This is a genomic window from Streptomyces diversicolor (assembly GCF_057537855.1).
Genome location: NZ_BAAJXA010000005.1, coordinates 245,612 through 263,089 on the forward strand (window position 1 = coordinate 245,612; position 17,478 = coordinate 263,089).

The following is a 17,478-nucleotide window of genomic DNA, read 5'->3' on the forward strand; positions in this document are numbered from 1 at the left end:
CAAACGTGATCAGAACCCACCTTTGTCACCGGGCTCCCCGGAGGTAGCACGATGTCCCACGTCGGCGTCGGACCACGCGCGATCATGCGCTCGGCCGCCTTCCTCACCGCGGGCGCCCTCGCGGTGTCCGTCCTGGCCGGCTGTAGCTCCGAAGACGAGGCGAGCCGCCCGCTGGCCGGGCAGGACATCGCCGCCGTCTCCCGCGACGAGGTCACCGACGGCGGCACCCTGCGCTGGGCCGTGGACGCGCTTCCCGAGACCCTGAACGCCTTCCAGGCCGACGCGGACACGGGCACCAACCGGGTCGCCCAGGCCGTGCTGCCGTCGATGTTCCGGCTCGACGAGAACGGGCGCCCGGTCCGCAACCCGGACTACCTGGAGTCCGCCAAGGTCATCGAGACCGAGCCCCGCCAGGTCGTCCTCTACAAGCTCAACCAGCAGGCCGTGTGGAGCGACGGCCGGGAGATCGGCGCCGCCGACTTCGCCGCCCAGTGGCGCGCCCTGTCCGGCAAGGACACCGCCTACTGGACCGCCCGCAACGCCGGCTACGACCGCATCGAGAAGATCGAGCGCGGCGCCAACGACCTGGAGGTCCGGGTCACCTTCAGCCGCCCGTACGCCGACTGGAGGTCGCTGTTCTCGCCGCTGTACCCGAAGGACGTCATGGGCACCCCCGACGCCTTCAACGACGGCGCGCGCCGCAAGCTCCAGGTCACCGCCGGGCCGTTCCGGCTCGACAAGATCGACGCCAAGGCACAGGACATCGTCCTGAACCGCAACCCGCGCTGGTGGGGGCGCCCCGCGAAGCTGTCCGAGCTGGTGCTGCACGCCGTGCCCCGCGACCAGCGGGCCACCGCGCTGGCCAACGGCACCGTGGACCTCACCGACATCGACCCCGCGGACGTCGAGCGGATCGTTCTCGCCGCGCGGGGCAGCGGTGGCGCCCCCCTCGTGGGCGCCGGGCGCACCTCCGCGACGAAGCTGCGCTCCTGGGCCCTGGCGCACGGCCTCCCGCCCCACGATCTGCCCGAGGACACCACGCGGCTGCGCCAGAAGATCACCACGTATCTGCGTGAGCAGGACGCACTGCGCGACGTCGAGGTCCGCAAGTCCCTGGAGCCCGCCTACACCCAGCTCGCCCTCAACGGCTCCGAGGGCCCGCTCGCCGACGAGCGGGTGCGCCGCGCCGTCGCCCGCGCCCTCGACCGCAAGGCGCTCGCCAAGCTGGTCCTCGGCCCCCTCGGCCTGCCCGCGGTGCCGGTCGGCAGCCACCTCGCCCTGTCCGGCCAGTCCGCCTACGCCGACGGCAGCGGCTCCCTGGGCAGCCAGGACACCGCGGAGGCGCAGGCCCTGCTCGCCGACGCCGGCTGGGTGCCCGGCGGCCCGGTCACGGAGCAGAAGACGGACAAGGCGGCCGGCGCCCAGGCGGACAAGGAGTCCGACGGCGGCAAGGAGGGCACCTATGTCGTCGGCGACGACGACAAGCCGCCGCACCGGGACGCCAAGGACGACCCGAAGGACTCCGCGGACTCCGCGGACGGGCACAGCGTGGCCGAGCCGGGCGACGAGGCCGGCAGGCGCCTTGCGCAGGACGGCCGGCAGCACACCGACAAGCACCCGCCGCAGGGCGGGGCGCCCGGCGCGTACGCCCCGCAGGGCACCGCCGCGCCGGCCCCCGCGGCCGGGCCGCTCGCCAAGGACGGCAAGGCGCTCACACTGCGCTTCGTGCTCCCCTCGGGCCCCGGCTCGGAGTCCCTGCGGGCCGTCGCTGACCGGATCACGCAGATGCTGGACAAGGTCGGCATCGTCACGGAGATCAGCAAGGTCCCCGACGAGAGCTACTTCAAGGACCACATCGCCTCCGGCCAGTACGACCTCGCCCTGTACTCCTGGCCGTCCTCCGCCTTCCCCGCCACCGACGCCCGCCCGATCTACGCCAAGCCGGTGCCGGCCGCCGACGGCTCGGTGAACGTCGAGCAGAACTACACCCGGATCGGCACCGACCAGGTCGACCAGCTCTTCGACCAGGCCGTCGCCGCGCTCGACGAGGACGAGGCACGCTCGCTGATCCGCAAGGCCGACTCCCGCATCTGGGCCGCGGCCGGCTCCATCCCGCTCTACCAGCGCCCGCAGCTCACCGCGGCGCGCAGGAACCTGGTCAACGCGGGCTCCTTCGGGTTCCAGACGCCCGTGTACGAGGACATGGGATTCCTGAAGAAGGGGGCGCCGGGCCCGTCCGCGGGCTGAGACGCCGAGGGCTGGGGAGGTCACCTCCCGCGGCGCCCCGTAACATGGGGTGAGGCCGTGGCGTGTCAAGCCCGGCAGGGCCCGCGTCACACGGACCGACGCGAGGGCCTTCCTCACACCCCGGGAGTACGCCGCACTATGGCTGTGACCGCTACGCGTCACGACATCCGCAACGTCGCCATCGTCGCCCACGTCGACCACGGCAAGACCACCATCGTCGACGGCATGCTGAAGCAGGCCGGCGCCTTCGCCGCCCACCAGCTCGACCAGGTCGACGACCGCGTCATGGACTCGAACGACCTGGAGCGTGAGAAGGGCATCACGATCCTCGCCAAGAACACGGCGGTGAAGTACCACCCCAAGCACGGCGGGGACCCGATCACCATCAACATCATCGACACCCCCGGCCACGCCGACTTCGGCGGCGAGGTCGAGCGCGGTCTGTCGATGGTCGACGGTGTCGTGCTGCTCGTGGACGCCTCCGAGGGCCCGCTGCCGCAGACCCGCTTCGTGCTGCGCAAGGCGCTCCAGGCCCGGCTGCCCGTCATCCTGTGCATCAACAAGACGGACCGGCCCGACGCCCGCATCGACGAGGTCGTCAACGAGACCTACGACCTGTTCCTCGACCTGGACGCCGACGAGGAGCAGATCGAGTTCCCGATCGTCTACGCCTGCGGCCGCGACGGCATCGCCTCGCTGACCAAGCCGGACAACGGCACCGTCCCGGCCGACTCCACCAGCCTGGAGCCGTTCTTCTCCACCATCCTGGAGCACATCCCGGCGCCCACCTACGACGCCGAGGCCCCGCTCCAGGCCCATGTCACCAACCTGGACGCCGACAACTTCCTCGGCCGTATCGCGCTGCTCCGGGTCGAGCAGGGCGAGCTGCGCAAGGGCCAGACGGTCGCGTGGATCAAGCGCGACGGGTCCGTGCAGAACGTGCGGATCTCCGAGCTGATGATGACCGAGGCGCTCACCCGCAAGCCCGCCGAGAAGGCCGGGCCGGGTGACATCTGCGCCGTCGCCGGCATCCCGGACATCATGATCGGCGAGACCCTGGCGGACCCGGAGAACCCGGTCGCGCTGCCGCTGATCACGGTCGACGAGCCCGCGATCTCCATGACCATCGGCACCAACACCTCCCCGCTGGTCGGCCGCGGCGGCACCGGCAAGGGCGCCGACAACAAGGCGGCCGTCAAGGACCGCAAGGTCACCGCGCGGCAGGTCAAGGACCGCCTGGACCGCGAGCTGATCGGCAATGTCTCGCTGCGCGTCCTGGACACCGAGCGTCCGGACGCCTGGGAGGTCCAGGGCCGTGGTGAGCTGGCGCTCGCCATCCTGGTCGAGACCATGCGCCGGGAGGGCTACGAGCTGACGGTCGGCAAGCCCCAGGTGGTCACCAAGGACGTCGACGGCAAGGTCCACGAGCCGGTCGAGCGCATGACGATCGACGTGCCCGAGGAGCACATGGGCGCGGTCACCCAGCTCATGGGCGTCCGCAAGGGCCGGATGGACAACATGTCCAACCATGGCTCGGGCTGGGTGCGCATGGAGTTCGTGGTGCCCTCGCGCGGCCTGATCGGCTTCCGCACGGAGTTCCTGACCAACACCCGCGGCACGGGCATCGCCCACTCCATCCACGAGGGGCACGAACCCTGGTTCGGCCCGCTGCAGACCCGTAACAACGGCTCCCTGGTCGCCGACCGGTCCGGTGCCGTCACCGCGTTCGCGATGACCAACCTCCAGGAGCGCGGCGTGCTGTTCGTGGAGCCGGGCACCGAGGTGTACGAAGGGATGATCGTCGGGGAGAACTCCCGCTCCGACGACATGGACGTGAACATCACCAAGGAGAAGAAGCTCACCAACATGCGGTCGTCGACGGCCGACGTGGCCGAGTCGATCGTGCCGCCGCGCAAGCTGTCGCTCGAACAGTCGCTGGAGTTCTGCCGCGACGACGAGTGCGTGGAAGTGACCCCGGAGGCGGTCCGTATCCGCAAGGTGAACCTGGACGCCCGCGAGCGGGCCCGCGCCGCGAGCCGCGCCAAGCACGGCTGAGGCGGACCCGGTCCCCGGACCGCGACGGGCCGGGCCTCCCCAGGGAGGCCCGGCCCGTCGTCATGTCCCTTTAGGGAAAACCCTCGGTTCCGCCCGGGGGACGGCGCGGCGCCACCGTCTCCCACTAGTCTGTGGCCGCGGTCTGCGGCGGCTGTGCCCGCGGTGCGCGCGGGACGGGCCCGGAACCCGGCGCGACGCCCGGCATCCGAAGGCGCACGCGCGTGCGGGTACGCCGAATGGGCCCCGCACGAATCGAAGTCTAACCGCAACCGGATTTCCTATCCTGAGCGTCCGGAATACGGACGCCCGGGGCCGATAGATGTGTAACAAGTCCGTTTCGCAGGGATCTTTCGGCAAACGCTTTGTCCGGATTTTGGAAGATGTTCGCGCCAGGTGTGATCGAACCGAGACCTTAGGAATGTGGTTTCGGTCTTCGCTCATGGCAGATAGTTAGGCGCGTAGAGCTCGGATCAACGGGTCATGCGCTTTCAGGTGGCGCCGACTCACGAGCAGGGGGGCACTCGACTCTCTCCGGCACCGGTGACGGTGCCGTGTCGCGTGCCTCTCCATGCGGTGAACCATTGGACTCATGAGGAGGAACCCATGCGCGGTGCCAAGAGCGCCAAGTGGGTCGCGATAGCCGCGGTTGTGGCGCTGGGCGCGACCGCCTGCGGTGGTGGAGACGGGGACAAGGGCAGCGAGGGCAAGGGCGCGGTCGACCCGAACGGCAAGTTCTCGGTCGAGGTCGGCGAGCCGCAGAACCCGCTGCAGCCCGCCAACACCATGGAGTCCAACGGCAGCATCGTCATCAAGTCGCTCTTCTCCGGACTTGTCGACTACGACCAGAGCGGTAAGATCGTCTACGTCAACGCGCAGTCGGTCGACTCCAAGGACAACAAGACCTTCACGGTCAAGCTGAAGCCGGGCTGGAAGTTCCACGACGGCACCCCGGTGACCGCCGAGTCCTACGTCAAGGCGTGGAACTGGGCCGCCAACCCGGACAACAAGCAGACCAACAGCTTCTGGTTCTCCGACATCAAGGGCTACGACGAGGTCGCGCCGGCCAAGGGCAAGGCGACGGCCACCGAGATGTCCGGCCTGAAGGTCGTCGACGACAACACCTTCACCATCACGCTGAGCAAGCCGATCCCGTACTACGTGTACAAGCTCGGCTACGAGGTCTTCGACCCGCTGCCGGAGTCCTTCTACAAGGACCCGAAGGCGGCCGGCGAGCACCCGATCGGCAACGGCCCCTACAAGTTCGTCAGCTGGGACCACAAGAAGCAGATCGAGGTCGCCCGCAACGACGACTACCAGGGTCCGAACAAGGCCAAGAACGGTGGTGTGGTCTTCAAGAACTACACCAACCTGGAGACGGCCTACGAGGACCTGAAGTCCGGCAACGTCGACGTCCTGCGCCAGATCGCGCCCAAGGACCTCCCGGTCTACAAGTCGGACCTCGGCGACCGCGCCGTGGACCAGGCGTACTCCGCGATCCAGACCGTCGCCGTCGCCTTCTACACCAAGCAGTGGAAGGACATCGACCCGAAGGTCCTGCAGGGCCTGTCGATGGCGATCGACCGCGACACCATCACCAAGACCGTGCTCCAGGGCACCCGTGAGCCGGCCACCGGCTGGGTCGCCAAGGGCGTCCTCGGCTACCAGCCGAACGCCGCCGGTGACGTCACCAAGTACGACCCGGCCAAGGCCAAGCAGCTCATCCAGGACGGCGGCGGCGTTCCGGGCAACGCCATCTCCATCCAGTACAACGCGGACGGCGGCCACAAGGAGTGGGTGGAGGCGGTCTGCAACTCCATCACCAAGGCCACCGGCGTGAAGTGCACGGGCGACTCGAAGGCCGACTTCCAGGCCGACCTGAACGCGCGTGACGCCAAGGAGGTCAAGTCCCTCTACCGCTCCGGCTGGGTGCTGGACTACCCCTTCAACGCCAACTTCCTCCGTGACCTGTTCGGCACCAAGTCGGACGGCAACCAGGGCGGCTTCTCCAACAAGACGATCGACCAGGCGATCGCGGCCGCCGACGCCGCCAGCTCGCTGGAGGAGTCGGAGAAGAAGTACCAGGAGCTGGAGAAGCAGCTCCCGAACTTCATGCCGAGCATTCCGCTCTGGTACTACAAGGTCAACGCGGGCTACTCGGAGAACGTCAGCGGCGTGAAGTACGCCCAGGACGGCGACCCGATCCTGACCGGCGTTCAGGTCAACAAGAAGTAACCACAAGCCCGTAGTCCCGGGGCGCGGCGCCCGCGCCCCGGGATGACGGCAGTGGCTGGGGGGCCCTTTCCGCGCGCATCGTCCGACGGTGCGCGGGGAAAGGGCCCGTCGGCTGCCGCTGTGATTGACATGGAGGCACGATGGGGCGCTACGTCGCACGACGACTGCTCCAGATGATCCCGGTGTTCATCGGGACAACCCTGCTGATCTTCCTCATGGTCTATGCCCTGCCCGGTGACCCCGTGCGCGGGCTCTTCGGCGACAAGGCGGGCAGTCCGCAGGTCATCGCGTCGCTGAGACATGAGTACGGCCTGGACCAGCCGATCCTGGTGCAGTACTTCAACTACATGAAGGGCATGATTCTGCACGCCGACTTCGGTACGCAGATCGCGAGCGGCCGCCCCGTCACCGATGTGCTCGGCGACGCCTTCCCGGTGACCCTCCGCCTCGCCTCGCTGGCCTTCGCCATCGAGGTCGTCCTGGGCATCACCCTCGGTGTCGTGGCGGGCCTGCGGGCCGGCCGGGCGACGGACAACGTCGTCCTCGTCATCACCCTGCTCTTCATCTCGGTGCCCGTCTTCGTCCTCGGCTTCATCCTGAAGCTGGTCTTCGCCGAGCAGTTGCACTGGCTTGAGCCCAACGTCAACGACTCGACGAACTACGGCCAGCTCCTGATGCCCGCGATCGTCCTGGCCACCGCGTCACTCGCGTATGTGACCCGGCTCACCCGGACGTCGATCGCCGAGAACGTGCGCGCCGACTACATCCGCACCGCCGTCGCCAAGGGCCTGCCCCGGCGCCGCGTGGTGGGTGTCCACCTGATGCGGAACTCGCTGATCCCCGTCGTCACCTACCTGGGCACCGACCTGGGCGCCCTGATGGGCGGCGCGGTCGTCACCGAGGGCCTGTTCAACATCAAGGGTGTCGGCGGCACCATCTACGAGTCCATCGTGCGCCGCGAGGGGACCACCGTCGTGGGTCTGGTGACGATCCTGGTCCTCGTCTACCTCGTCGCCAATCTGCTCGTGGACCTGCTGTACGCGGTCCTGGACCCGAGGATTCGCTATGCCTGACGTGACCAAGACGGTTCCCGAGGCCGCCGCCGAGGAGGCGGCGGTCGCGGCGGCGGGCGGACCGCTGCCGGAGACCAAACCGGAGAAGTCCCGCAGCCTGTGGGGCGACGCCTGGGCCGATCTGCGCCGCAGCTGGATCTTCATCGTCTCCAGCGTGCTGATCCTGATCCTGCTGCTCATCACCTTCTTCCCGGGCTGGTTCACCAGCGCGGACCCGGTCCTCGGCGACCTGTCCAAGCACTACCTGCAAAAGCCGCGCCTCGGGGACATCGGCGCGGCCGACTGGCTGGGCTACGACCAGCAGGGCCGCAGCGTCTTCGCCCGGGTGATCTACGGCACCCGCGCCTCGGTGGCCGTCGGCTTCGGCACCACCATCGTCGTCACCCTGATCGGCGGCCTGGTCGGCATGATCGCGGGCTACTTCGGCGGGGCCATGGACGCGATCCTGTCCCGGCTGACCGACGTGTTCTTCGGCATCCCCTTCCTGCTGGGCACGATGGTCGTGCTGAACTCCTTCACCGACCGCACCGCCTGGGTCGTCATCGGCGCGCTAGGCTTCTTCGGCTGGACCCAGATCGCCCGTGTGATGCGCGGCGCGGTCATCACCACCAAGCAGGCCGACTACGTCCAGGCGGCCAAGGCGCTGGGCGCGAGCACGCCCCGGATCATGTTCCGGCACATCCTGCCGAACACCCTGGCCCCGGTGATCGTGGTCGCGACCATCTCGCTCGGCGTCTACATCGGCGCCGAGGCCACCCTGTCCTTCCTGGGTCTGGGGCTCAACGGCGTATCGTGGGGCAACGACATCTCGGACGGCGGTGCCCAGATCCGTGTCGCCCAGTGGATCATGCTCTATCCGTCGATCATGCTCAGCATCACGGTGCTGGCGTTCATCATGCTCGGTGAGGCCGTACGCAACGCCCTCGACCCGAAGATGCGCTGAGGGAGGCGTACGTGACCACCATCGAAGAAGTCGTTCCCGTGCCGTCGTCCCGCGGCGACGGCGCGGACGGCGCACCGCTGCTCGAAGTGCGTGACCTGCACGTCGAGTTCCACACCCGTGAGGGCGTCGTACGGGCCGTCAACGGCGTCAACTACAGCGTCGACGCCGGCGAGACGCTGGCCGTGCTCGGCGAGTCCGGCTCCGGCAAGTCCGTCACCGCGCAGGCCATCATGGGCATCCTCGACATGCCGCCGGCGCGGATCCCGCAGGGCGAGATCCGCTTCCGCGGCCAGGACATGCTGAAGATGACCGGCGAGGAGCGCCGCAGCCTGCGCGGCAGCCGGATCGCGATGATCTTCCAGGACGCGCTCAGCTCGCTCAACCCGGTCCTGAGCGTCGGCTACCAGCTCGGCGAGATGTTCCGGGTCCACCAGGGCCTGTCCAAGAAGGACGCCAAGGCCAAGGCCGTCGAGCTGATGGACCGGGTCAAGATCCCGGCCGCGGCGGCCCGCGTCGACGACTACCCGCACCAGTTCTCCGGCGGTATGCGCCAGCGCATCATGATCGCCATGGCGCTGGCGCTCGAACCGGACCTGATCATCGCCGACGAGCCGACCACGGCCCTCGACGTGACGGTCCAGGCCCAGGTGATGGACCTGCTCGCGGAACTCCAGCGCGAGTACAACATGGGCCTGATCCTCATCACCCACGACCTGGGCGTCGTCGCCGACGTCGCCGACAAGATCGCGGTGATGTACGCGGGCCGGATCGTGGAGCGGGCGCCCGTCCACGAGCTGTACAAGCGTCCCGCGCACCCCTACACCCGGGGCCTGCTGGACTCGATCCCGCGCCTGGACCAGAAGGGCCAGGAGCTGTACGCGATCAAGGGACTGCCGCCCAACCTGCTGCGCGTCCCGACCGGTTGCGCCTTCAACCCGCGCTGCCCCAAGGCCCAGGACGTGTGCCGCACCGAGGTGCCGGAGCTGCTGCCGGTCGCCGAGCAGGACGGCACCGAACTGGTGGGCCGGGCCTCGGCATGCCACTTCTGGAAGGAGACGATCCATGGCTGAGCTCAGCAAGAACGACGAGCCGCAGGACGCCACGCCGAACGTCTCCGAGGTGGACGTCGTCGAGGCCCGCAGCGAGGACGAGGCGGTCACCGCCATCGAGGCGCCCGTCGAGCGCGGCGAACCGATCCTCCAGGTGCGCGACCTGGTGAAGCACTTCCCGCTCACCCAGGGCATCCTGTTCAAGCGTCAGATCGGTGCGGTCAAGGCCGTCGACGGCGTCTCCTTCGATCTGCACCAGGGCGAGACCCTGGGCATCGTCGGCGAGTCCGGCTGCGGCAAGTCGACCGTCGCCAAGCTCCTGATGAACCTGGAGCGGGCGACGGCCGGCGAGATCTTCTACAAGGGCCAGGACATCACCAAGCTGTCCGGGCGTGCCCTGAAGGCCGTGCGCCGCAACATCCAGATGGTCTTCCAGGACCCGTACACCTCGCTCAACCCGCGGATGACGGTCGGCGACATCATCGGGGAGCCCTTCGACATCCACCCCGAGGCCGCCCCCAAGGGGGACCGGCGTCGCAAGGTGCAGGAACTCCTGGACGTCGTCGGCCTCAACCCGGAGTACATCAACCGGTACCCGCACCAGTTCTCCGGCGGTCAGCGCCAGCGCATCGGCATCGCCCGCGGCCTCGCGCTCAACCCGGAGATCATCATCTGCGACGAGCCGGTGTCGGCCCTGGACGTGTCCGTCCAGGCACAGGTCATCAACCTGATGGAGCGCCTGCAGGACGAGTTCAACCTGTCCTACATCTTCATCGCGCACGACCTGTCGATCGTCCGGCACATCTCCGACCGGGTCGGCGTGATGTACCTCGGCAGGATCGCCGAGATCGGCACCGACGAGCAGATCTACGACCACCCGACGCACCCCTACACCCAGGCGCTGCTGTCGGCGGTCCCGGTGCCGGACCCGGATGCCCGGGAGAACCGCGAGCGGATCATCCTCACCGGTGATGTGCCGTCCCCGGCCAACCCGCCGTCGGGCTGCCGCTTCCGCACCCGCTGCTGGAAGGCCCAGGACAAGTGCTCCCAGGAGGTCCCGCTGCTGGCGGTCCCCGAGCGCTTCAAGACCTCGGACGCCCCGGCGGCCCACGAGTCGGCCTGCCACTTCGCCGAGGAGAAGGACGTCGTCCACGCGGCCTGACCCCTGGCACCCCGCCACCCCGGTTCCCGGCACCTCCCCAGGCGCCGGGAACCGGCGTTTTCCGAGGGAGTTCCGCTGGGTGCCGACCGTTCGTGCCACCGACCGGCTCGCCCATGCGTAGATTGACCACGGGTGCGTACCCGTACCCCACATCGGCAGTGAGCGAAGGGATACGCCCGTGTCCGACGCCAACATCCGCATCCCCACCGAGGCTCGCGACCGGCTCGCCGAAATAGCGGCCGGCGAGGGCTTGTCGCTCCGTGCCTACCTCGCTCGGCTCGCCGACCGTCTGCTCACACCCGCGGAGCGTGCCGAGCGTGCCGCGCAGGCCCGTGCTGTGCTGCGGGAGTGGAACGGCTACGATCCCAGCGGGGCCGAAGAGGCCGACCTGGACGCGGAGCTCGACCGCAGACTGGCCGCGGCCGCCGCCTGCTGACCGAGTCCCTGTTGGTGGCCGCCGGTTCGGGAAACATCCTGGCGTCCCGCCTGATTCACCGTGCCCACGCCGTACCCGGCTGGTTCCTGTACGCGCCCGCGTGCGCGTTGGTGGAAGCCGACCGTACCCGGCCTGGCACGGCCGAGCACATCGCGGCCATGCCCGGCATCGCCGTCCTCGAACTTGACCTGCCCGCGGCCCTGGCCGTCGCGCGCGACACCACCTGGGCTCCGGCGCAGATCGAGTACGCGGCCCGGCCGACGCCCGAACGGCCCGACGGAGCGGTCGTCGCCACGGTCGTCGCGCAGAGCTGGCAGGGGCGCAAGGTTCGCGTCCTCGATCTCAGTTCGTGAGCAAGGCCGCCGCCGTCAGGCACCGACCCGTTGCGCGGCCCAGTGGCAGGCGGCCTGCGACGTGCCGCCAGCGTTCAGGACGCCGGGGTCCTCCGTGCGGCAGCGGTCGGCGATGCCCGCTCGGTCGGCCTCGCCGCTCGCCAGGACCGGGCAGCGGGCCCGGAAGCGGCAGCCGGACGGGATGCGGGAGGGGTCCGGGGGCTCACCGGCCAGCACGACCGGTTCGCCCGGCGCCTCCGGCAGCACCGACAACAGGGCCTGTGTGTACGGGTGTCGGGGCGCGGTCAGCACCTCCTCGACCGGGCCCGTCTCCACGATCCGGCCCAGGTACATCACCGCGACCCGGTCGGCGATGTTCCAGGCGAGGCCCAGGTCATGGGTCACGACCAGGGCGGCGAGCCCCAGTTCGGTGCGCAGCCGCAGCAGCAGGGCCAGGATCTCACCGCGCACGGAGGCGTCCAGCGAGGCCACCGGCTCGTCGGCGACGAGGAGTTCGGGTTCCAGGACGAGCGCGCCCGCGATCACCACGCGCTGTCGCTGGCCGCCGGACAACTCGTGCGGATAGCGCAGGAAGAACCGCTCCGGTGGCCGCAGCCCCGCCCGGGAGAGGGCGCCTGCGACCGCCGCCCGTTCGTCCCCCGCGTGCCCGTGGACGCGCAGCCCCTCGGCCACCGCGTCGTACACCGTGTGCCGGGGGTTGAGCGATCCGCTGGGGTCCTGGAGCACCAGCTGGACCCGGCGCCGGTAGGCCCGCAGGGCCCGCGAGGAGTACGCCAGCGGCTTCCCGTCGAAGCGCACGCTTCCGGAGGAAGGCCGTTCCAGTCCGAGCAGCGCGCGGGCCAGCGTCGTCTTGCCGCAGCCCGACTCGCCGACCAGGGCCACGATCTCACCGGGCCTGATGTCCAGTTCGACGCCGTCCACGGCCCGTGCCGCGGGGGCACCGTGCCGTCCGGGGAAGGTCACATGCAGCCCCTGGGCGCTGAGCAGGGGAGACGCTGGTGTCGTCGTCATGCGGTGCTCCTGGTGTCCGCTGCCCCGGTGGCCGGCCCGGGGACGGCCACCGGGACGTGTACGCACGCGGCCCGCCGTTCCCCGGTCACCTCGCGCAGCACCTGATCCTCGGTGGCGCAGGAGTCCAGGGCGACCGGGCAGCGCGGATGGAACGCGCAACCGGAGGGCAGCGCGAACGGGTCGGGCGGGTCGCCGGGCAGCCCCTGGGGGGCGAACCGGGAGGCGGGGTCGCCGATGTGCGGGAACGCCGCCGACAGCGCCTTGCCGTACGGGTGCCGGGCGTCCTCATGGACCGTGCGCGCCGGGCCCTCCTCGACCACCCGGCCCGCGTACATCACCGCCAGCCGGTCGCAGGTGTCGGCGAGCACCGCCAGATCGTGGCTGATCATGATCAGCCCCAGGTCCTGTTCGCTGACGAGCTGTTCGATCAGCCGGAGGATCTGCGCCTGGATCATCACGTCCAGGGCGGTGGTCGGCTCGTCGGCGACCACCAGCCGCGGGTCGCAGGCGAGCGCCATGGCGATCATGACGCGCTGCCGCTGGCCGCCGGAGAGCTCGTGCGGGTACGCCGTCGCCCGCGCCGTGGGCAGGCCGACCTGTTCCAGGAGTTCACCGGTCCGCTTCCGCGCCGCCGCCGCGGTCGCCCTGCCGTGCAGCAGGATCGGCTCGGCGATCTGGTCGCCGATCCGGTGCACGGGGTTGAGCGAGTGCATGGCGCCCTGGAAGACGATCGACGCGCCCGCCCAGCGCACCGCCCGCACCCGCCCCCAGCGCATCGCGAGGACGTCCTCGCCATCCAGCAGGATCTCCCCGCTCACCCGGGCGTCGGCGGGCAGCAGCCGCAGCAGGGCGAGCGCCAGCGTGGACTTGCCGCAGCCCGACTCGCCGGCGATCCCGAGTTTCCGTCCCGCCGCGAGGGAGAGGTCCACACCGCGTACGGCGGCGGCACCGCCGGCGTATGTCACCGTCAGGTTGCGCACTTCGAGGAGCGTCAACGGGCCACCCCCAGCCTGGGATTGAGCACGGACTCCACCGCGCGGCCGCACAGCGTGAAGGCCAGCGCGACCAGGGCGATCGCGATGCCGGGCGGCACCAGGTACCACCAGTCGCCGGCGCTGACCGCGCCCGCCTCACGCGCGTCCTGGAGCAGTCCGCCCCACGAGACGACCGTCGGATCGCCGAGGCCGAGGAACGCCAGGGTCGCCTCGGCGAGGATGGAGGAGGAGACCATCAGCGTGGTCTGCGCCAGCACGAGCGGCATCACATTGGGCAGTACATGCCGGGTCATGACGTGCCAGTGGCCGCCGCCGAGCGCCCTGGCCCGCTCGATGTACGGACGGGACTCCACCGCCAGCGTCTGCGCCCGCACCAGCCGGGCGGTGGTCGGCCAGGAGGTGACACCGATGGCGAGGACGACCGTGCCCAGGGAGCGGGACATGACGGTGGCCAGCGCGATCGCGAGCACCAGCGTCGGCATCACCAGGAACCAGTCCGTGATCCGCATCAGCACGGTCCCGTACGCGCCCCGGAAGTGTCCGGCGCAGATCCCGACCACCGCGCCGATCGCCACCGACAGCACGGCGGCGAGCAGCCCGACCAGCAGGGAGATGCGTGAGCCCCAGATCACGAGGCCCAGCAGATCGCGTCCGAACCGGTCCGTGCCGAGCGGGAACCGCCCGCTCGGCGCCTCAAGGGGGCTGCCGGGCGCGTCGGTCACGTCGGAGACGTCGGAGCCGACCGTCAGCGGCGCGGTCAGCGCCGCGAGCGCGAACAGGACGAGCGCGGCGAGGCCCAGCAGTCCGGCGCGATGGGCGCGGTACCGCTGCCAGAAGCGTGCGGCGGTGCGGCGGCGGCGCTGCCGGGCCAGGGCCCGCGGGCCCGGCCGTGCCGCCTCGGTGCTCATCGGCCCACCCGCGGATCGAGCAGCGGATAGAGCAGGTCGGCCAATGTGTTCATGACGATCACCGCCGAGGCGAAGAAGAGGAACAGGCCCTGCACCAGGGGCAGGTCGGGCACGCTCAGTGCCTGGTAGAAGAGTCCGCCGAGGCCCGGCCAGGAGAACACCGTCTCGACCAGGATCACGCCGGCCACGGTCCGGCCGAGGTTGACGAAGACGAGGGTGACGGTGGGCAGCAGCGCGTTCGGTACGGCGTGCCGGCGCCGTACCAAGTCGTCCCGCAGGCCCTTGGCGCGCGCGGTCGTCAGATAGTCGCTGCCCATCTCGTCGAGCAGCGCCGAGCGGGTGACCAGCAGGGTCTGCCCGTACTCGACGGCGACCAGGGTGATCACCGGCAGCACGAGGTGGTGGGCGACATCGAGGACGTGGGCGAAGCCCTCCTCGCCGCCGGACTCCATGCCGCCGGTCGGGAACAGGCCGGGCACGGGGCCGAGGCCCACCGAGAAGACGATGATGAGCAGCAGGCCGAGCCAGAACGACGGGACGGAGTACAGGGTCAGCGCCAGGCCGGTGTTCAGCCGGTCACCGAGACGGCCGTGCCGCCACGCCGAGCGGGTGCCGAGGTACATGCCGAGCGCGGTGTACAGCACGAACGCGGTGCCGGTCAGCAGCAGGGTGTTCGGCAGGGCTTCGGTGATCTTGTCGATGACCGGGGAGCGGAACTGGTACGACGTGCCCAGATCGCCGGTGAGCGCCTTGCCGCAGTAGTCCGTGAACTGTTCCCACAGCGGCAGGTCGAGTCCGAACTCACGCCGATACTGGGCGAGTTGTTCGGCGGAGACGGGCCGGCCGCCGGTCAGGGTCTTGACCGGGTCGCCGGGGATCAGCCGGAACAGGAAGAAGCCGGTGACGAGGACGGCGAGCAGGGAGACGACGGCGCCGCCCAGCTTCGCGGCCCCGTAGCGCAGATATCCGGTCCAGGAGCGGGTGCGCGGCCCGCGGACCGCCGGCCCGGTGGGAACCGGACCGGCGGCCTCGGCCGGCGTCGACGCGGTGTCAGCGGCCATGGCGGGCCGTCCGCTGTGTGGGTGCGAGCATCGGGTGCATCGGCTATTCGCGGTCGTCGGCGGTGGCGCGGCGGCGGCTCGCGAGGAAGAGCGCGGCGCCGGCGAGGACCACGACGCCCGCGACGACGCCGATGACGATGCCGGTGGAACCGCCGCCGGACGACGAGCCGGAGTCGTCGGCCGGGACCGCCGACCACCAGCTCCAGTAGCCGTCCTGGCCGTAGATGTTGCCGGCGGCCTTGGGCATCGTCGTGATCGACTCGATCTGGTCGGTGCGGTAGGCCTCGACAGCGTTCGGGTACGCCATGACGTTCATGTATCCCAGGTCGTACAGCCTCGACTCGGCCTGTTTGACGAGTGTGGCCCGCTTGGCGGAGTCGTACTCGGCCAGCTGCCGCGCGTACAGGTCGTCGTACGTCTTGTCGCAGATGAAGTTGTCGGTGGCCCCGGTGTCCTTGGGTGTGGCGGGCAGGGCCGCGCAGGTGTGGATGGACAGGACGAAGTCCGGGTCGGGGTTGACGGACCAGCCGTCGAAGGCGAGGTCGTACTTGCCGGCGAGCCAGGGGTCGGTGACGTTGTCGAGGCAGTCGAGCCGCATGCCGATGCCCAGCTCGCCCCACCACTCCTTGAGGTACTGGCCGACCGCCTTGTCGTTGGGGTCGGTGGCGTGGCACAGGACGCGGTAGTTCAGCGGCTTGCCGTCCTTGCCGACGCGGTCGCCGTCGCTGTTCTTCTTGTAGCCGGCCTCGTCGAGGAGCCGGCCGGCCTTCGCGGGGTCGTAGGCCAGTTCCTGGCTCGCGGACGGCTTCCAGAAGTAGCCGGCGAAGCGGGGCGGGATGTAGCCCTGGCCCTCGACCGCGTGGCCCTGGAAGACCTTGTCGACGAGGGTCTTGCGGTCGACCGCCATGAACAGGGCGTTGCGCACCCGCTGGTCGAGCAGGGAGGGATCGCCGTCACCGAACTTCTCGCCGTTCCTGGCCCGGGCGCCGGGGTTGGTGGCGAGGGCGTAGAAGCGGCGGCCGGGGGCGTCGTTGACGCGGACGTTCTTCTCGCCCTTGAGCGAGGCGGCCTGGGCGGGCGTCAGGGAGGGCGAGCCGGCGACGAAGGAGACCTCGCCCTTGCGCAGCGCGGCCACCGCCGCGTCCTGGTCCTTGTAGTACTTGAAGACCAGCTCGTCGAACTTCGGTGCCCCGCGCCAGAACGTCTTGTTGGCCTTCAGCCGCACATAGCTGTCGGGCCGGTAGTCGGTGAGCACGAACGGTCCGTCGCCGACGACGGGGAAGGTCTTGTCGTTGGTGAACTTCGAGAAGTCGCCGACCTTCTCCCAGACGTGCCGGGGCACGATCGGCACGTCCAGCGCGGTCATCGTGGCCTGGGGCTTCTTCAGCTCGATGACCAGCTTGGTGGGGCTCGGGGCGGTCACCTCCCGGAAGTTGGTGACGAAGCTGCCGTTCGCGGTGGCGGCCGCCTCGTCGGTCATCATCTTGTTGAACGTCCAGGCCGCGTCCTGAGCGGTCACCCGCTGTCCGTCCGACCACTTGGCGTCGGAGCGGATCGTGTAGGTCCAGGTGAGCTTGTCGGCGGACGGTGCCCAGCTGGTGGCCAGGCCGGGGACCGGGTGGGCGTCGGCGGGGTCGTAGTCGGTCAGGTACTCGTAGGTCAGCCGCAGGATGCTCGTGCTGACCAGACGTACCGCCAGGAAGGGGCTGAGCGAGTCGACGCTCTGCGCTACGGCGACGGTGAGGACCTTGTCGGCGGGGGCGGCCTCGGCCCGCCGGGGCGCCGGGTCGAGCGGGGTGGCGAGGCCCGCGGTGAGCGTCACGGCGAGGGCGCCGGCGGCGGCGACGAGCCGGGCCGTACGGGATCGCGGGCTTCTCGGTAGTGAACGCCTTCTGCCGTACCGGTCTTGCGTGCTCATGAATCGTGACCTCGCGTCATCGCTCGCACAGGATC

The 17,478-nt window shown here is 70.0% G+C and carries 14 protein-coding genes; 9 read left to right on the top strand and 5 right to left on the bottom strand.

Annotated features, from left to right (window positions below; genetic code table 11):
- Positions 1–51: 51 nt before the first annotated feature.
- The 9 genes from AC27LF_RS08005 (at position 52) to AC27LF_RS08045 (ending at position 11,550) form a co-directional block, all read left to right on the top strand.
- The gene (locus AC27LF_RS08005; protein WP_479656298.1) at positions 52–2,247 is read left to right on the top strand and encodes an ABC transporter family substrate-binding protein; all 2,196 of its coding nucleotides are present in this window, start codon (positions 52–54) and stop codon (positions 2,245–2,247) included.
- A gap of 138 nt (positions 2,248–2,385) precedes the next feature.
- Positions 2,386–4,302 carry a translational GTPase TypA gene (typA, locus tag AC27LF_RS08010; protein WP_479656297.1) on the top strand — a complete coding sequence of 639 codons (1,917 nt, stop codon included), beginning with the start codon at positions 2,386–2,388 and terminating at the stop codon, positions 4,300–4,302.
- 603 nt (positions 4,303–4,905) lie between these two features.
- Complete coding sequence (locus AC27LF_RS08015; RefSeq protein ID WP_479656296.1) at positions 4,906–6,534, top strand: peptide ABC transporter substrate-binding protein; 1,629 nt, start codon at positions 4,906–4,908, stop codon at positions 6,532–6,534.
- 140 nt (positions 6,535–6,674) lie between these two features.
- Positions 6,675–7,607, top strand: coding sequence for an ABC transporter permease (locus AC27LF_RS08020; RefSeq protein WP_479656295.1), 933 nt, complete (start codon positions 6,675–6,677; stop codon positions 7,605–7,607).
- Positions 7,600–8,550: an ABC transporter permease gene (locus AC27LF_RS08025; RefSeq protein ID WP_479656294.1), complete on the top strand. Its 951-nt coding sequence runs from the start codon at positions 7,600–7,602 to the stop codon at positions 8,548–8,550. The genes AC27LF_RS08020 and AC27LF_RS08025 overlap by 8 nt, the downstream gene beginning before the upstream one ends.
- Before the next feature lie 11 nt (positions 8,551–8,561).
- Positions 8,562–9,620 (top strand): ABC transporter ATP-binding protein, encoded by a 1,059-nt coding sequence (locus tag AC27LF_RS08030; protein WP_479656293.1) that lies wholly within the window; start codon positions 8,562–8,564, stop codon positions 9,618–9,620.
- Complete coding sequence (locus AC27LF_RS08035; protein ID WP_479656292.1) at positions 9,613–10,761, top strand: ABC transporter ATP-binding protein; 1,149 nt, start codon at positions 9,613–9,615, stop codon at positions 10,759–10,761. The genes AC27LF_RS08030 and AC27LF_RS08035 overlap by 8 nt, the downstream gene beginning before the upstream one ends.
- Positions 10,762–10,939: 178 nt before the next feature.
- Positions 10,940–11,197, top strand: coding sequence for a hypothetical protein (locus AC27LF_RS08040; RefSeq protein WP_479656291.1), 258 nt, complete (start codon positions 10,940–10,942; stop codon positions 11,195–11,197).
- An 11-nt stretch (positions 11,198–11,208) separates the two neighbouring features.
- Complete coding sequence (locus AC27LF_RS08045; protein WP_479656290.1) at positions 11,209–11,550, top strand: PIN domain-containing protein; 342 nt, start codon at positions 11,209–11,211, stop codon at positions 11,548–11,550.
- Between the two features lie 15 nt (positions 11,551–11,565).
- Here the strand turns inward: AC27LF_RS08045 and AC27LF_RS08050 are convergent, their stop codons facing one another.
- Genes AC27LF_RS08050 through AC27LF_RS08070 form a run of 5 tightly spaced genes read right to left on the bottom strand, consistent with a single transcriptional unit; the run spans position 11,566 to position 17,443 of the window.
- Entirely contained in the window at positions 11,566–12,561 is a 996-nt protein-coding gene (locus AC27LF_RS08050; protein WP_479656289.1) for an oligopeptide/dipeptide ABC transporter ATP-binding protein, read from the bottom strand.
- Positions 12,558–13,556: an ABC transporter ATP-binding protein gene (locus AC27LF_RS08055; protein ID WP_479656288.1), complete on the bottom strand. Its 999-nt coding sequence runs from the start codon at positions 13,554–13,556 to the stop codon at positions 12,558–12,560. The genes AC27LF_RS08050 and AC27LF_RS08055 overlap by 4 nt, the downstream gene beginning before the upstream one ends.
- On the bottom strand, positions 13,553–14,464 hold the full coding sequence (locus tag AC27LF_RS08060; RefSeq protein WP_479656287.1) for an ABC transporter permease: 912 nt from the start codon (positions 14,462–14,464) through the stop codon (positions 13,553–13,555). Before AC27LF_RS08060 ends, AC27LF_RS08055 begins: the two co-directional genes overlap by 4 nt.
- Complete coding sequence (locus AC27LF_RS08065; protein WP_479656286.1) at positions 14,461–15,525, bottom strand: ABC transporter permease; 1,065 nt, start codon at positions 15,523–15,525, stop codon at positions 14,461–14,463. Before AC27LF_RS08065 ends, AC27LF_RS08060 begins: the two co-directional genes overlap by 4 nt.
- Before the next feature lie 43 nt (positions 15,526–15,568).
- Positions 15,569–17,443: an ABC transporter substrate-binding protein gene (locus tag AC27LF_RS08070; protein ID WP_479656285.1), complete on the bottom strand. Its 1,875-nt coding sequence runs from the start codon at positions 17,441–17,443 to the stop codon at positions 15,569–15,571.
- Between the last annotated feature and the right edge of the window lie 35 nt (positions 17,444–17,478).

Coding starts and splice junctions, on each gene's coding strand:
- AC27LF_RS08005 (WP_479656298.1), top strand. CDS start 52: ATGTCCCACGTCGGCGTCGGACCACGCGCGATCATGCGCTCGGCCGCC.
- typA (WP_479656297.1), top strand. CDS start 2,386: ATGGCTGTGACCGCTACGCGTCACGACATCCGCAACGTCGCCATCGTC.
- AC27LF_RS08015 (WP_479656296.1), top strand. CDS start 4,906: ATGCGCGGTGCCAAGAGCGCCAAGTGGGTCGCGATAGCCGCGGTTGTG.
- AC27LF_RS08020 (WP_479656295.1), top strand. CDS start 6,675: ATGGGGCGCTACGTCGCACGACGACTGCTCCAGATGATCCCGGTGTTC.
- AC27LF_RS08025 (WP_479656294.1), top strand. CDS start 7,600: ATGCCTGACGTGACCAAGACGGTTCCCGAGGCCGCCGCCGAGGAGGCG.
- AC27LF_RS08035 (WP_479656292.1), top strand. CDS start 9,613: ATGGCTGAGCTCAGCAAGAACGACGAGCCGCAGGACGCCACGCCGAAC.
- AC27LF_RS08050 (WP_479656289.1), bottom strand. CDS start 12,561: ATGACGACGACACCAGCGTCTCCCCTGCTCAGCGCCCAGGGGCTGCAT.
- AC27LF_RS08060 (WP_479656287.1), bottom strand. CDS start 14,464: ATGAGCACCGAGGCGGCACGGCCGGGCCCGCGGGCCCTGGCCCGGCAG.
- AC27LF_RS08065 (WP_479656286.1), bottom strand. CDS start 15,525: ATGGCCGCTGACACCGCGTCGACGCCGGCCGAGGCCGCCGGTCCGGTT.
- AC27LF_RS08070 (WP_479656285.1), bottom strand. CDS start 17,443: ATGAGCACGCAAGACCGGTACGGCAGAAGGCGTTCACTACCGAGAAGC.